The following is a 14268-nucleotide window of genomic DNA, read 5'->3' as shown; positions in this document are numbered from 1 at the left end:
CGGTTTAGCCGACTGACCGATCAGGATCGGCGGAACTCCGAGGGAGACACATCGAATTCCGCCTTAAACGCCTTGGCGAGCCATTGGGCGTCGTGCAAGCACCACGCTGCAGCGATCTCGGCGATCGTATGATGCGCAAGACGCGGGTCGATCAGGTCTCGGCGAACTGCCTCGAGGCGCCGGAGACGAATGAGTCCACTCAGCCCCCTGCCGGTTCCGGCGAACGTTCGCTGAAGCGTGCGCACGGAGACCCGATGCGCCGCGGCGATAGCGGCAAGGTCCAGTCGAGGGTCGCGGAGGAAACGAGCGACATATGCCTCGACCTGTCTGCGGAAGAGGTCCCCGGCGCCCTCGGCCACCGGTTCAAAATCACTGAGCAGCACTCCGGTGAGCAGGGAGACCCCGGCTGAGCCCAGATGTTCCCGGGCCACGGCGCTTGGCGCCGGCATGGCGGCACAGTCCTTCATGAATCTCAGCAACATCGCTCCGGTTCCCGTGCGAGTGGACCATGTCCGCGCGTCGACACCGGTGAGCGAGGCAACCTGAACGCCGGTGGCCGCAGCGGGCGCCGTCATGACATCACACTCAAATGAGTCCGGCCACGTGATTCGATACGGCAACGAGGTGTCGTACACGGTGAATTCACCGGGCCCAACCACCACCTCGCGGCCGGATTGCTCGATAATACCGCGGCCTCGGCGCACGGCGCACACCTTGAGGGACTCCGCGGGCAAGCGGCGAGCCGTAGCCGCGGAGCGCACCAGCTGCTGGGGCGAACCCGAGATGCCGAAGATCTTCACGCCACCGAGGTCGGTGGACGAGACGCTCCCTCTGGCTAGCTCGCTGGAGGGCCCGACCGCTTCGACTTCAAGCCCCACGAACCTCGATGCCATGTCGTGGTGCCAGTCTTCTGCCACCGTTCCAGCGCTCATCCTCAGTACCTGCTCTCCAATGGCCACGTTGGCGTGGATGGACAATTGCGATGTCGCAATTCGACAACCGCGTCCAGTATGTCCCGTGTCACAGTATACAAAGCTCATCACCCACGGATCCTCCGGATCCCGAAGGCATTTCACGCCGCAGACACGCATCCAGGAGTCACCACCAGCATGAAAATCACCGCCGCAGTCGCCACCGCCCCACGTGTTCCCTTCGAACTTCGCGAACTCGAGCTCGATGACCTGCGTCCCGACGAGGTGCGGGTCAAATTGGTGGCCACGGGTGTTTGCCACACCGATGCCATCGTGCGCGACCAGGTCTATCCCACGCCGTTGCCGGCGGTGCTCGGTCACGAAGGCTCCGGGGTGGTCGAAGCAGTCGGTTCCATGGTCGCCTCCGTGCGCCCCGGGGACTCCGTGGTGCTCTCGGCGAACTCCTGCGGAATCTGCGAACAGTGCTTGACTGGGCGCCCGGCATACTGCGCCGATTTCTTCGGCCGCAACTTCGCCGGAACCCGCACCGACGGATCCACGGCGCTCTCCGCGCAAGGGACGGCCGTCTCCTCCCACTTCTTCGGCCAGTCATCCTTCGCCACCCACGTCAATGTCGCGGCGCGCAGCGTGGTGAAGGTCGACAACGATCTTCCCCTTGAACTGCTGGGTCCGCTGGGCTGCGGACTCCAGACCGGCGCCGGTGCCGTCATCAACTCTCTCGAGGTCCGCGCGGGCTCCTCCATCGCTGTTTTCGGCACCGGTGCCGTGGGATCCGCCGCGCTCATGGCGGCCGCGGCCGTCGGGGCAACCACCATCATTGCCGTCGACATCATCGACGCACGCCTGGCCACGGCGAAGGAGCTGGGTGCCACCCACACCATCAACAGCCGCACCGCCGATGTGGCCGCGGAAATCGCCCGCATCACCGGAGAGCGGGGCATGGACTACACGCTGGACACCACCGGCATCCCGGCAGTGCTCCGCCAGGCCGCAGACATCCTGGGCATCGGTGGCACTGTGGCCCTGGTCGGCGCCCCCGCCCCGGGCACAGAGGTTTCCTTCGAGGTCGGCGGTTCCCTGTTGAAGGGGTGGAGTTTCCGCACCATCATCGAAGGCGACTCCGTCCCGCAGGTGTTCATCCCCCAATTAATCGCGCTGTGGAAGCTGGGAAAGTTTCCGCTGGAGAAACTGACCAAGACCTTCCCGTTTGAGCAGATCAACGACGCCTTCGACGCCTCGGCATCCGGCGACGTCATCAAACCAATCCTCGTCTTCTGAAAGACCACCGACCCGAAAGGAACACCATGTCAGTGCTCGAGAAATCAATCTGGACCGGCAAGATCTACTCCAATGAGTGGCGCGAGGGCCGCGGCGGAACCCAAGAGGTGAGCAACCCTTCGACGGGCGAAACCATCGCCAGCATCGGGTTCTCCACACCCGACGACGTCCACGCGGCCGCCAAGCGGGCGGCCTCGGCCCAGAAACTGTGGGCCGCGGTCAAACCCACCGAGCGGGCAACGGTCCTCCGCAAGGCCGGTGACCTGCTCCAGGCCCACGCCGAGGAGCTGATCCACTGGGTCGTGACGGAAACGGGATCAATCCCCGACAAGGCCGCCATGGAGGTCTACTACTCGGCCAACGAGTGCTTCGAGGCCTCCGCGCTTCCCACCCACCCGCACGGCGAATATCTGCCCTCCGACGCCCCACACTGGTCCATCGCCCGCCGGGTTCCCGCCGGCGTGGTCTCCGTGATCGCGCCCTTCAACTTCCCACTGCTGCTGGCCATGCGTTCGGTCGCCCCCGCCCTCGCTCTGGGCAACGCGGTGCTGCTCAAGCCCGACCCCCGCACCTCCGTGGTGGGCGGGGCGCTCATCGCTCGGATCTTCGAGGAGGCCGGGCTGCCTGCCGGCGTGCTGCAATACCTGCCCGGCGGCGGAGATGTCGGGGCCGCCACCGTTGAGGCGCCCGAGGTGCGAGTGGTGTCCTTCACCGGCTCCACCGCCGCCGGCCGCCACGTTGGCGAGGCCGGGGCAAGAAACCTAAAGCGCACGCACCTGGAGCTCGGCGGCAATAACGTCCTGATCGTGCTCCCCGGCGCAGACCTAGACCTTGCGGCCGGGGTCGGCGCAATGGGTTCCTTCTTCCACCAGGGCCAGATCTGCATGAGCACCGGCCGCCACATCGTCCACGCGGATTTGCACGACGAGTATGTCCGGAAACTATCCGATCGCGCCGAGGCCCTCGTGGTCGGAGACCCCTCTGCGGGCCCCGTGCATCTGGGCCCGATCATCGATTCACGCCAGCTCGAGGGCATCCGATCCATCGTTGAGGGCACCGTCGGGGCAGGCGCCACCTTGGCCGCCGGCGGGACCTACGATGGGCAGTTTTACCGGCCCACCGTGCTCTGCGACCTCACCGCGGACATGTCCGCCTGGAACCAAGAGATCTTCGGTCCCGTCGCCCCGGTACTGAAGGTGGCCACCATCGACGAGGCCATCGAGCTCGCCAACGCCTCCGAATATGGACTCTCGGTCTCCATCATTGGAGACGTGGGAGAGGCCATGAAAATAGCCGACCGGATCCACTCGGGCAAGATCCATATTAATGAGATGACCGTCGCGGACGAGGCCAACGCACCCTTCGGTGGCGTCGGCGCCTCCGGTACCGGTTCGAGGCTCGGCGGTCCGGGCGCCAATATCGAGGCCTTCACCGAAACTCAATGGATCACCATCAGCCCCCAGGTCCCGGTTTATCCCTTCTAGCAATCAATGCCGGCGGCGAACGGTGGCATCTTGTGCCCCACGCACCGCCGCCGGCACTGCTATTTCCCGGGCATCCACCCCATGCAGTAGTCGAGGTTGGCGATCACTGTATGCACCGCGGCCTCGCCGTCGCCGGCCTCGATCGCATCCAGCAGTTCCTCATGCCCGGTGGCCAGTGCCCCGTCAAAGCCTGCTTCCAGCCGCTGGACCATCTTGGTCCCGTGGAAGACATCGCCGAAACTTTCGTAGAGTTCATGCAACAGTGAATTACCCGAGGCGTGCGCCACCAGCAGGTGGAATTCCCAATCGGCCGCCGACCACGCTTCGTAATCACCCGATATCCAGCTTTCGCGTCGTTTCGCCAACAACACCCGCAGCTCGGCGATCACCGCGGTGTCCGCCGAGCCGGCAGCGAGCCGAGCGGCCTGAGTATCAAGAGCGAAGCGCACCTGCAGAACGTCTTCGTCTAGGTGCTCACGATAGACCCGCTGGGCGGTGCCGCTGATCTCGCTGGTGGCGCGCACATAGGTTCCGTCCCCGCGCAGGACCTCGAACAAACCGGCATGGGCGAGCGCCTTGACCGCCTCGCGCAGGGTCCCACGAGAAACTCCGTATTCGGCCACCAGCTCAGGCTCGGAGGGAATCTTCTCCCCCACTCCCCAGCGGCCCGAGGAGACGGCGTCGCGCAGCCTAGCGACAACTTCGTCGGCCAGCGGGGGCCGCACCACCGGGGTACTCATGAGCGCACCTGCGCCGGGACGTTCGCTTTGCGCCCGCTGCCACCGAGCCGGTAACCCAGAACAAACTGCAGCGCAGAGAACCCGATAAGGATCACCAGCGGGACGCTCCAGGAACCCAGAACACCCTGCAACAAGCCGAGCCCGAACGGCCCGGTGGCGGCGATGAGGTATCCGACGGACTGGGCCAGGGTGGATAGCGCGGTGGTTTCCGCGGCGCTCTCGCCGCTGCGGCTGATCATCAGCATCACCAACGGGAAAATCCCGAATCCCAGGCCGATCAGCACCGCGGGCACGATCGAGAGTGTCACCGGAAGTACCAACAGGGCGCTAAACCCGGCGAGCGAGCACGCACAGGTCAGTATGAAGGCCGGTCGCAGGAGCCGCGGCTTCGAGGCCATCCACAGCAACAACACCACGGTGGGGATGCTGACGGCCTGGACCAGACCGAGCATGAAGCCGGCAGTGGCCGGATCAAGCCCGCGCGAGATAAGGATGTGCGGCAACCAGCTCAATAGTGTGTACACCAGCAGCGCCTGGACCGCGAAAACCGAGGTGAAAAGCAGGCCCTTGCGGGTGCCAAGCATGGGCCAAGGGGAGATATGTGGCGCCGTGGGGCCAGCGACGCGGCTACCGCGCCAGGCCAGCGGCACGATGACCAGCAGTGCGATTCCCGCCGGGATGGCCCAGGCCGCTAAGCCGAGCGTTGGGGAGCCGAGCTGCGCGGCGATCGGCACGCTCAGTGCCGCGGCGGTGGTCGCGCCCACCGACATCGTGACGGTGTAGGTGGCGGTCATGGCCGCGGTGCGCCGCGCGTGGTGTTCCCGAATGAACGAGGGCATGGCCACGTTGCAGATGGCCAGGCCCGACATGCCGAAGACGGTGCCGGCCAACAACAGCCAGGTGGATTCAAAGGCGCGCACGCCCAGGCCCAGGGTGAGCAGCAGCAGAGCGAGCGCAATCGCGCGTTCAAGACCCGTGTGCTTCACCAGCCAGGCGGTTCCCGCTCCGGCGAAGGCGAAGCACAGGACCGGGATGGTGGGCAGCAGTGCGGCCACGAGCGTCCCGTAGCCGAGCAGGTTCTCCAAGTCATGGAACAGCGGCGCCGCCGAAGCGATTCCGGCGCGCAGGTTCAGTCCCACCAGCACCACGGCGGCAACCGCTAAGGCACCTGTTGCCCAGCGATTTCGCGTCTCGGGCTGCACTCTGGCTCCCGGTGCCCCGACTGCCGCTTCAACTTCTACTAATTCGTTTGCAACATCCTCGACCGCCTGCGACGGGTGGGGCGGCTGCTGAGTGGTCTCGGAGTTCATATTTAAACATTAGACGTCTGATGTTTGTTACGGCGAATTTCGTGTCTCCCCACACGAGTCCGCAGCACCGGCACGGGCTCGGATAGGCTGAATTCAGGACCACAGCGCGGAAGGAGCCCACCACGCACCGCCACCCAGCCACGCGCTCAACCTTGCCCTGGGTCATCGTCGGGATCGTGATTGTGGCATTGAGCCTGCGCGCTCCGATCATCGCGCCCACCGCGGTGATCACCGACATCCAGGCCGAAACCGGACTCAGCGCCGTCGGCGCGGGTCTGCTGACCGGATTACCGGTCCTGCTCTTTGCGCTGATGACACCGCTGGCCACACGGAGCATCCGCCGCTTTGGCCCGGAAGGCACCATCGTTCTCTGTCTAGCAGGAGTGCTAGCCGGAACCATCATCCGCTCGCTGGGACCCGCCTCGGTGGTGCTGGCCGGAACCATGGTGATCGGTGCGGCGATGACCCTCGGGAACATCGCGGTTCCGGTATTAATCCGCCGCGATGTGCCCTTCAAACGGATCTCCGCCGCCACGGGTCTGTACTCGGCCACCATGAACGTCGGTTCGATGGCCACGTTGTTGGGCACCGCGCCGCTGGCCGGAGTACTGGGCTGGCGCTGGGCGATCGCGGCCTGGGGTGTGGTCACGGCCGCGGGGCTGCTCTACTGGCTGCTACGCAAGGACCGCGCGGATACGCCCGACATCACCTTGCTCCAGCAATCCGCCACTCCAGGTGCCCACAACGGACCCGGTGCCTCGACCGCACAGCTCGCCCTCACCGCCGAAACTAGACGTTTTCGACGTGTTGTCTCCCTGCTGGTGCTGGCCTTTTGCGGTCAGTCCGCCGCCTACTTCGCCACCACCGCTTGGTTGCCGCTGCTCCTGGCCGACACTCGGGGACTGGACGCCGCAGCGTCGGGCGCAGCGTCCTCACTGTTCCAAATCGCCGCAGTCATCGGTGCGTTTGGCGTGCCACTGCTGGCCTCGCGTACCAAACTCTGGATTGCCACGGCGGTCATCGCCATGTTCTGGGTGGCGCTTCCGATCGGGCTACTTGCCGCTCCCGAGGCCTTTGTGCTCTGGGCCATCATCGGCGGAGTGGCCCAGGGTGGCGGGTTCACCGCCATCTTCTCAATCATCCCGCGCGTCGCACACAATAACGCCGACACCGCCAGCGCGTCGGCCCGCATCCAAACCGGCGGTTATCTTGCCGCGACCTGCGCCCCACCGCTGGCCGGATGGCTCAATGGCGCCACCGGTTCCTGGACCATGCCGCTAGCCCTGGTGCTTGCGGCGACGCTCGCCTTCTCCATCGGCGGCCTCTTGGCGGCGCGGCTCGCCGAACGGCCGACGGGGCCGCGGATCCGTCCGGAATAGGAATCGCCAACGCGGTGTTGGCCTCCATTGTGAAGAACATCGGATTCCTATCATTCGGTCATTGGACCGACCACCCGCAGTCTGGCACGCGCAGCGCGTCGGACGCGTTGCTCCAAGCCATCGATCTCGCGGTTGCGGCGGAGGAGCTCGGGGCGGACGGCGCCCATTTCCGCGTCCACCACTTCGCCCAGCAGCACGCCTCCCCATTCCCGCTGCTCGCCGCGATCGGGGCGAAGACCAGCCGCATCGAGATCGGCACCGGCGTCATCGACATGCGCTACGAGAACCCGCTGTACATGGCGGAGGATGCCGGCGCCGCAGACCTCATCTCCGGCGGCCGACTGCAGCTGGGCATCAGCCGTGGCTCACCCGAACAGGTCATCGATGGGTGGCGTCACTTCGGCTTCTCCCCGGCCGCGGGTGAGTCGGACGCAGACATGGGCCGGCGGCATACCGAACGCCTACTCCAGGTGCTCACCGGCGAGGGCTTCGCGGAACCGAGCCCCAACCCGATGTTCCCTAACCCGCCGGGATTACTGCGCGTGGAGCCACATTCGCCAGGTCTACTCGAGCGCATCTGGTGGGGTTCGGGATCCAATGCCACCGCGGTGTGGGCAGCAAAACTGGGCATGAATCTGCAGAGCTCCACGCTCAAGGACGACGAGAGCGGCAAGCCCTTCCATGTCCAGCAGGCCGAGCAGATCGCTCTCTACCGGGAGGCTTGGAAGGAGGCCGGGCACCAGCGGGAACCGCGGGTCTCGGTCAGTCGCAGCATTTTTGCCCTGACGGAAGAGCGCGACTGGCAATACTTCGGCCGCGACCGGCACAGCTCGGATTCGGTGGGCAACATCGATCCAACAACGCGCGCGGTCTTTGGTAAGTCTTACGCTGGCGCCCCGGATGAGCTGATTGAGAAGTTGGCGCAGGACGAGGCGATCGCTGCGGCGGACACCCTACTGCTCACCGTGCCCAACCAGCTCGGCGTCGAGTACAACACTCACGTCATTTCCTCGATTCTGACGCATGTGGCACCGGGGCTCGGCTGGCGCTAATGGGGGCCACGGCCTCCATCTCCACGAGCTGATTGTCGTAGCCAAGCACGCTGGGGGCCAAAAGCGCGCTTGGCACCTCGATTGCCGCTGGCTCATGACTGGCATTTTCATCGCCTCACCCATGAGCTTTGTGCAGCGAGACCTCACTCTCGACTCGGCGCGGCTCTGGTACACCGCGGTCCTCCCCCAACCTTCCCTGCCACTGGGTAGGGTCGGGGGATGATCGATTTTAACAATGCCTCAGTGTTTAAGCTCAGCCCGTGCAATCCCGGCGATGTGGCGGGCGAAATCACTCCCCTCTTTGTTCAGGGCGAGGAGCTGCTCGCCGCCTTCAAGGGTGCGCGCGACTACGTGGTCTTCACCAACAAACGGCTCATAGCGGTGAACATTCAGGGCCTCACGGGCAAAAAGCGCGACTACACGTCGCTGCCCTATTCCAAGGTCCAGGCGTTTTCCGTGGAGACCGCAGGCACTTTTGACCTCGATGCCGAGCTGGATTTGTGGTTCAGTTCCCTGGGCAAGGTCCGCCTCGAGTTTAAGGGCAAGGTTGATGTGCGGGCACTCTCCCAGCTCATCGCTTCCCACGTCCTGTAGTCGGTTATTGACCGACGAGTCAGCCCCCTAGCCGCAAGACAACGGCGGGGTCGCCCCTGCTGGGGTGGCCCCGCCGTTGTAGTGTGTGAAGCGGTTTTGCTCTGCCCTGCTTGCTACTTCGAGACCATCTCACGGAGGTCACTGCCGGCGTTGAACGCCGCGGCGCTCTGGCGTTCGGAGGCGACCTTTGCCTCGTGGGCGCTGCGCAGCCTTTCGTGCGCAGGGTTACGGCGCAGCATCAGGTAGCCGATTCCCAGGGCAACGAACCAGATCGGGGTGAAGATCAGCGCCATCAGTGTGTCGGCCTGGGTGGTTAGTGCCCAGATGATGAAGCCGAAGAAGGCCAGCACCACGTAGGGCATGAACGCCCCGCCAGGCATCTTGAATTTACTCTCAGCATGCAGCTGCGGGCGACGACGGCGGAAGACGATGTAGCTGATCAAGATGATCGACCAGACGAACATGAAGCACAATGCCGAGATCGTGGTGACCAGGGTGAAGGCCTCGGCCACGGAGCCCTCCGCGTAGAGCAGCGCCACGCCGGCGAGCAGGAACATGCAGGAGAAGAGCAGCGCGTTCTTCGGAACCTTGGTCCGCGAGAGCTTGCTGAACGCCTTGGGAGCGTCGCCTTCCTCTGCCAGTCCGTGGATCATGCGGGAGGTCGAGTAGATGCCGGAGTTGGCACTGGAGGTTGCCGAGGTGAGCACCACGAAGTTGACCACGCCTGCCGCTCCGGCCAGGCCAGCGAGGGCGAACATGCCCACAAACGGGGATTCGTCGGCGCTGAACAGGTTCCATGGCTGGACCGCCATCAGGATGATCAGGGCACCGACGTAGAAGAAGAGGATGCGGATCGGGATGGAGTTGATGGCACGAGGCAGCGTCTTCTCCGGATCCTTGGTCTCGGCGGCGGTGGTGCCGACCAGCTCGATACCCACAAAGGCGAACACGGCGATCTGGAAGCCTGCAACAAAGCCCATGAAGCCGGTCGGGAACATCCCGCCATCGTTCCAAAGGTTCGCGAAGGAAGCGGTGGCGCCGTTGTTCTCGAAACCGGTGATGATCATGACCAGACCGACAACAATCAGCGCGCCAATCGCAATGATCTTGATGAGTGCGAACCAGAATTCGGTTTCACCGAAGTTCTTCACGCTCGGCAAGTTTAGTGCCAAGAGCAGCAGGATGCAGGCGACGGCCGGGATCCACAAGGCCAGATCCGCCCACCAGAAAGCTACGTAGTGGGCGATGGCCACCACGTCGGCGATTCCGGTGACGATCCAGCAGAACCAGTAGGTCCAACCCGTGAAGAAGGCAGCCCACGGACCCAGGAGGTCTCCGGCGAAGTCGGAAAAGCTCTTGTAGTTCGTGTTGCTCAGGAGCACTTCACCCATGGCGCGCATCACGAAGAAGAGCATGAAACCAATGATCATGTATACGAAAATGACCGAGGGACCAGCGACCGAAATGGTCTTGCCGGAGCCCATGAACAATCCGGTGCCAATGGCCCCGCCGAGCGCGATCAGTTGGATGTGCCTGTTGGATAGCCCACGCTCGAGGTGGGGCGCGGAAGTGGTATTGCTCATGCTGTTGCCTTCCAAATGGGTGCTGGTGCTTCGGTGGCGTGCCATGGACGACTCCCTAGTGGGAATCGCCGTGTGGATGCGAGGCTCCGAATCGAGTCCTCCGCGTGGTTCTCCGAGGCAACCATTCCCGAGCCGGTGCGCTTGCAGGAATGCCTAGCGGCGGTGCGCGGGCCAAACTCCGGATCCAGCACAGCGGGATCCGGAGTTTGGCCAGCGGGCGCGCCGAAGGGCAACCGGGCAGTGGCGTGGGTGGTTAGCATCTTGGAGGAACTCCTGAATCACGCGCGGCAGATGCCGCACTGTTCTTGGATCCTCCCCAATCTGTATACGTACCTGAGAGTTTCCATCCTTACCCCGTGAGGGAAAAGGACTTGCTCCTTCGGTGAGCGCGGGCTAAACCGCGCTGCTTTCCAGATTTGCCTCTTCGTGGCGGTACGGGGGCCTGAGAGTTTCCTGGGGAGGAATTGCTCCTACGGCGCCCGTCCATGGTGTGAACGGGACTCTCCCGCCACGTGTCAACGGCAAGTTGTTTGTGTCTGCAGTCATAACTTACGCGGCGAGTCCCTGTGGTGCAAATCACAGCATGTTTTATTTCGCGCAAGTCCATAGGCTGGCCGATGACTTGGGTTTTAGCACCCAAAAGCAGCCCTTCACATTTGGCACAAAAAGCTCGCAATGGCTCGCTGATGACGCATTTGTACGGCTTGCTTAGCTGTTGGAATAGAGAACTTGCAGCGCCGCACGCAGGCCTTCCCGACGTCCCATGGCTCCCGGCATGGCCTGACGAAGCGGCTCCGCTTCATTCAAAGCGTCCCAGAATCCCTCCGTGGGCAGCGAGGGCGGCGGGACGATGAACCAGCAGTCCGCCGCCGGGTTCGGCGGGCCGGGAACGCCAGCGTCGGTCAAGTAGGCAGCGATCTCTTTAGCCGCCACACCCAGGTTCAGGTCCTCCGTTTCCCTGCCTTCGCGCGGGAGACGAAAAAGAACATTGGGCACGCCCAGTTTCAAGAGACTAGCGATAGCGAGGAATCCGAATCCGCTGTTCGGTACCTCAACCGCACCAAGCGGCGGGTAAGCCAAGGGAACAGATTCCCAGTCGTTTGCATTCATGCATCCTCCGTGGCCAGTGAACGGGGCGCTTGACCCCGGCGCGGCCAGCCTAGTGGACGCACACCGGCTGCGATAGGGGGACGGCGAGAGGCATGAAAAGTGCTCGCCACGTCTCCGGCGCGTGTGTGGGACTTATGCAGCACCCAAAAAGCCGTTCGGCACAAAGACGCACGTTCCCACGGCCGTCGACGATTATCGCCAACACTTTCTCAAGCATCAGGTCAAGGGACGATACGCGTTTCACAGCAATGAAGGCGGAACGGCCCCAACCAGCTATCGAGGCGCGGGCAGTAACCCTACCCGGCCATGCCAGCCGTCAGGTTCACGGGAAATCCACAGTCTAGGTTGGCATCGAATCCGTCGCGTTGTTCGTTGAACTGACAGAGAGATCTCACCGAATCAACCAACGGAGTCCTTGCCTTAATGTCCACCGCTTTACGAACGAGAAACGGCACCCTGCCGAATCCGCGGCATATCGGTGCCTTTGCGGATGATTCGTCGCGCCGTCGGACCATCGTGTTGCTGGGCATAGACGGAGCGGGCAAGACCACTGCCGCAGAGTCGCTGGTTAAAGTTTTGAAACTTTCCGGCACGCCGGCCCAGCTCCTCCGTAACCCTGCCGGTCGCCGTTGGCTCTCGCGCGTGGCCGAACGCTTCGGCACTTCGCTTTCACCGTCCTGGGCCAATCGTATTGAGTCCGTGGTGCGGTGCGTTAACGTCTTGCGCGCGCATCTCAAGGCCACGACTTTTCATGGGACCACGGTGATGGACCGCCATATTGCCTGCCAGCTGGTCTTGCAATCCGTCCGCGGCCTGCCCCGGGGACACGTATTACCGTGGCTCATCGCCCGACTTCCGCGTCCGGAAGCCATCGTGCTGCTCGACCTTCCGGCCGAGCTAGCCCAGGCCCGGATTATTTTGCGGGGCGAGGACAGCGAAACTCTGCTGTATCTGGAGTCCGCCCGCGAAGCGTACCTCCGAATTGCGCAGGACAAGGGCTGGCACATCATTGACGGGTCAGCGGACCCTGAGCAGGTACTGTCCAATATCGCCAGGGTCGTCTCTCGAGCGTCCTGAGCCAATTGACTCGACCGGTGCTATATCCGCTCAACTGGATCCTCGCTCTTCCCCTTGCGCATCCGAGCTGCCTCGTCAGCCCCAACCGAACGCCGACTTGAGCCGCAATGAACAGGGCATTCTGTAGCTTCCGATAAATCCTGTGCTTCTTCGGCCGTTTCCGTGTAGTCCAGACCATATTCCATGCTTCTTCATCGCTTTGATGCGTGGCAGCTCACATTTTGCGATTAAGAGAAGAAGTGCAAATCTTTCCTCGATTACCCCCTACCTGACTCTGGAAAAGTGCGGAAATGTAGTTCTTACGCAGAAAGAACGCCGGAAGAACCTACTGGGATCACGAAGACGATCCCGGCCCGGCACCCGGCAATCCAGCAAGGAGAAGGCAATGACCGAGCAAAATTCGACCGAAACCCGCATCGCAGCAATCGAAGAGGATTGGGCAAACAACCCGCGATGGACCGGAACTACTCGTGATTACTCGGCAGCCGACGTCGTGAAGCTCCAGGGCTCGGTACAGGAAGAGCACACGCTGGCCAAGCGAGGTTCACAGAAGCTCTGGAAGCAGCTCACCGAGGAAGCACCGACCGGCGGATACACCAACGCACTGGGCGCCTTGACCGGCAACCAGGCTGTACAGCAGGTCAAGGCCGGCCTTCGAGCCATCTACCTTTCCGGCTGGCAGGTTGCCGCAGATGCCAACCTCGCCGGTCAGACCTACCCGGACCAGTCGCTCTACCCGGCCAACTCGGTACCGCTGGTGGTGCGCCGCATCAACAACGCACTGCTTCGCGCCGACCAGATCGAGCACGCCGAGGGCATCAAGACAGTCGAGGATTGGCTCGTCCCGATCGTGGCCGATGCAGAGGCCGGCTTCGGCGGCCCGCTAAACGCTTACGAGCTGATGAAGTCGATGATTTCCTCGGGCGCCTCAGGTGTCCACTGGGAAGATCAGCTCGCCAGCGAAAAGAAGTGTGGTCACTTGGGAGGCAAGGTCCTGATCCCGACCCAGCAGCACGTTCGCACCCTGAACGCCGCTCGCCTTGCAGCAGACGTCGCCGGCACACCGTCCGTCGTCATCGCTCGCACCGACGCCGAGGCAGCAACCCTGATCACCTCGGACGTTGATGAGCGCGACAAGCCGTTTATCACCGGCGAGCGCACCGCCGAAGGCTTCTACAAGGTCACCAACGGCATCGAACCCTGCATCGCCCGGGCCAAGGCCTACGCACCGTACTCCGACCTCATCTGGATGGAGACCGGCACCCCGGACCTGGAACTGGCACGCAAGTTCGCCGAGGCAGTCAAGGCCGACTTCCCGGACCAGATGCTCTCCTACAACTGCTCCCCTTCCTTCAACTGGAAGAAGCACCTAGACGATGCAACCATCGCCAAGTTCCAGCGCGAACTCGGTGCCATGGGCTTCACCTTCCAGTTCATCACCCTCGCCGGCTTCCACGCCCTGAACCACTCGATGTTCAACTTGGCCCACGGCTACGCCCGTGACGGCATGAGCGCCTACGTCGAGCTTCAGGAAGCGGAATTCGCCTCCGAGGTACGCGGCTACACCGCCACCAAGCACCAGCGCGAGGTCGGCACCGGCTACTTCGACGACATCGCCACCGTTCTGAACCCGAACGCCTCGACCCTGGCCCTGGCCGGATCCACCGAAGCCGGACAGTTCCACTAAACACCCCGGGCGTTTTCCCGCCCACGGCATCGGTGGGGTCGA

The 14268-nt window shown here is 63.5% G+C and carries 12 protein-coding genes and 1 riboswitch; of the genes, 7 read left to right on the top strand and 5 right to left on the bottom strand.

Annotated elements, in window-relative coordinates; all coding sequences use genetic code 11:
- Positions 1-20 precede the first annotated feature (20 nt).
- A complete protein-coding gene (locus KUF55_RS01475) occupies positions 21-932 on the bottom strand; it encodes a helix-turn-helix domain-containing protein (RefSeq protein WP_218817775.1) in 912 nt (303 codons plus the stop codon).
- A 177-nt stretch (positions 933-1109) separates the two neighbouring features.
- Here KUF55_RS01475 and KUF55_RS01470 point away from each other — a divergent pair, with 177 nt between their 5' ends.
- Together KUF55_RS01470 and KUF55_RS01465 are read left to right on the top strand one after the other, a co-directional pair.
- A complete protein-coding gene (locus tag KUF55_RS01470; RefSeq protein ID WP_218817774.1) occupies positions 1110-2210 on the top strand; it encodes an NAD(P)-dependent alcohol dehydrogenase in 1101 nt (366 codons plus the stop codon).
- Positions 2211-2236: 26 nt separating this feature from the next.
- Positions 2237-3694, top strand: coding sequence for a benzaldehyde dehydrogenase (locus tag KUF55_RS01465; RefSeq protein ID WP_218817773.1), 1458 nt, complete (start codon positions 2237-2239; stop codon positions 3692-3694).
- Positions 3695-3753: 59 nt separating this feature from the next.
- On the opposite strand, the gene KUF55_RS01460 is transcribed toward KUF55_RS01465, so the two are convergent.
- Positions 3754-4434, bottom strand: a complete 681-nt coding sequence (locus KUF55_RS01460; RefSeq protein ID WP_132364385.1) for a FadR/GntR family transcriptional regulator — start codon at positions 4432-4434, stop codon at positions 3754-3756.
- Positions 4431-5744: an MFS transporter gene (locus KUF55_RS01455; RefSeq protein ID WP_218817772.1), complete on the bottom strand. Its 1314-nt coding sequence runs from the start codon at positions 5742-5744 to the stop codon at positions 4431-4433. Before KUF55_RS01455 ends, KUF55_RS01460 begins: the two co-directional genes overlap by 4 nt.
- Before the next feature lie 152 nt (positions 5745-5896).
- Here KUF55_RS01455 and KUF55_RS01450 point away from each other — a divergent pair, with 152 nt between their 5' ends.
- The 3 genes from KUF55_RS01450 (at position 5897) to KUF55_RS01440 (ending at position 8769) form a co-directional block, all read left to right on the top strand.
- Entirely contained in the window at positions 5897-7123 is a 1227-nt protein-coding gene (locus KUF55_RS01450) for a CynX/NimT family MFS transporter (RefSeq protein ID WP_218817771.1), read from the top strand.
- 29 nt (positions 7124-7152) lie between these two features.
- The gene (locus KUF55_RS01445) at positions 7153-8175 is read left to right on the top strand and encodes an LLM class flavin-dependent oxidoreductase (protein WP_168152110.1); all 1023 of its coding nucleotides are present in this window, start codon (positions 7153-7155) and stop codon (positions 8173-8175) included.
- Between the two features lie 219 nt (positions 8176-8394).
- Complete coding sequence (locus KUF55_RS01440) at positions 8395-8769, top strand: PH domain-containing protein (protein WP_168151861.1); 375 nt, start codon at positions 8395-8397, stop codon at positions 8767-8769.
- Between the two features lie 113 nt (positions 8770-8882).
- Here KUF55_RS01440 and cycA read toward each other — a convergent pair whose 3' ends face one another.
- Together cycA and KUF55_RS01430 are read right to left on the bottom strand one after the other, a co-directional pair.
- Positions 8883-10352: a D-serine/D-alanine/glycine transporter gene (cycA, locus tag KUF55_RS01435; protein WP_218817770.1), complete on the bottom strand. Its 1470-nt coding sequence runs from the start codon at positions 10350-10352 to the stop codon at positions 8883-8885.
- Positions 10353-10772: 420 nt separating this feature from the next.
- A riboswitch (glycine riboswitch) is annotated at positions 10773-10870 on the bottom strand.
- A gap of 190 nt (positions 10871-11060) precedes the next feature.
- Positions 11061-11462, bottom strand: coding sequence for a hypothetical protein (locus tag KUF55_RS01430; RefSeq protein WP_168151864.1), 402 nt, complete (start codon positions 11460-11462; stop codon positions 11061-11063).
- Positions 11463-11885: 423 nt separating this feature from the next.
- Between KUF55_RS01430 and KUF55_RS01425 the strand changes: the two genes are divergently transcribed.
- On the top strand, positions 11886-12539 hold the full coding sequence (locus KUF55_RS01425; RefSeq protein ID WP_168151865.1) for a dTMP kinase: 654 nt from the start codon (positions 11886-11888) through the stop codon (positions 12537-12539).
- A gap of 385 nt (positions 12540-12924) precedes the next feature.
- Entirely contained in the window at positions 12925-14226 is a 1302-nt protein-coding gene (aceA, locus tag KUF55_RS01420; RefSeq protein WP_132364365.1) for an isocitrate lyase, read from the top strand.
- Positions 14227-14268: the final 42 nt, after the last annotated feature.

Source organism: Paeniglutamicibacter sp. Y32M11 (genome assembly GCF_019285735.1).
Classification (GTDB): Bacteria; Actinomycetota; Actinomycetes; order Actinomycetales; family Micrococcaceae; genus Paeniglutamicibacter.
This window is presented reverse-complemented; position numbering and strand designations above follow the sequence as displayed.

Bases quoted from the DNA above. Each gene is read 5' to 3' on its own strand.
- KUF55_RS01475 (WP_218817775.1), bottom strand. From the start codon at position 932: ATGAGCGCTGGAACGGTGGCAGAAGACTGGCACCACGACATGGCATCG.
- KUF55_RS01470 (WP_218817774.1), top strand. From the start codon at position 1,110: ATGAAAATCACCGCCGCAGTCGCCACCGCCCCACGTGTTCCCTTCGAA.
- KUF55_RS01465 (WP_218817773.1), top strand. From the start codon at position 2,237: ATGTCAGTGCTCGAGAAATCAATCTGGACCGGCAAGATCTACTCCAAT.
- KUF55_RS01460 (WP_132364385.1), bottom strand. From the start codon at position 4,434: ATGAGTACCCCGGTGGTGCGGCCCCCGCTGGCCGACGAAGTTGTCGCT.
- KUF55_RS01455 (WP_218817772.1), bottom strand. From the start codon at position 5,744: ATGAACTCCGAGACCACTCAGCAGCCGCCCCACCCGTCGCAGGCGGTC.
- KUF55_RS01440 (WP_168151861.1), top strand. From the start codon at position 8,395: ATGATCGATTTTAACAATGCCTCAGTGTTTAAGCTCAGCCCGTGCAAT.
- cycA (WP_218817770.1), bottom strand. From the start codon at position 10,352: ATGAGCAATACCACTTCCGCGCCCCACCTCGAGCGTGGGCTATCCAAC.
- KUF55_RS01430 (WP_168151864.1), bottom strand. From the start codon at position 11,462: ATGAATGCAAACGACTGGGAATCTGTTCCCTTGGCTTACCCGCCGCTT.
- KUF55_RS01425 (WP_168151865.1), top strand. From the start codon at position 11,886: ATGTCCACCGCTTTACGAACGAGAAACGGCACCCTGCCGAATCCGCGG.
- aceA (WP_132364365.1), top strand. From the start codon at position 12,925: ATGACCGAGCAAAATTCGACCGAAACCCGCATCGCAGCAATCGAAGAG.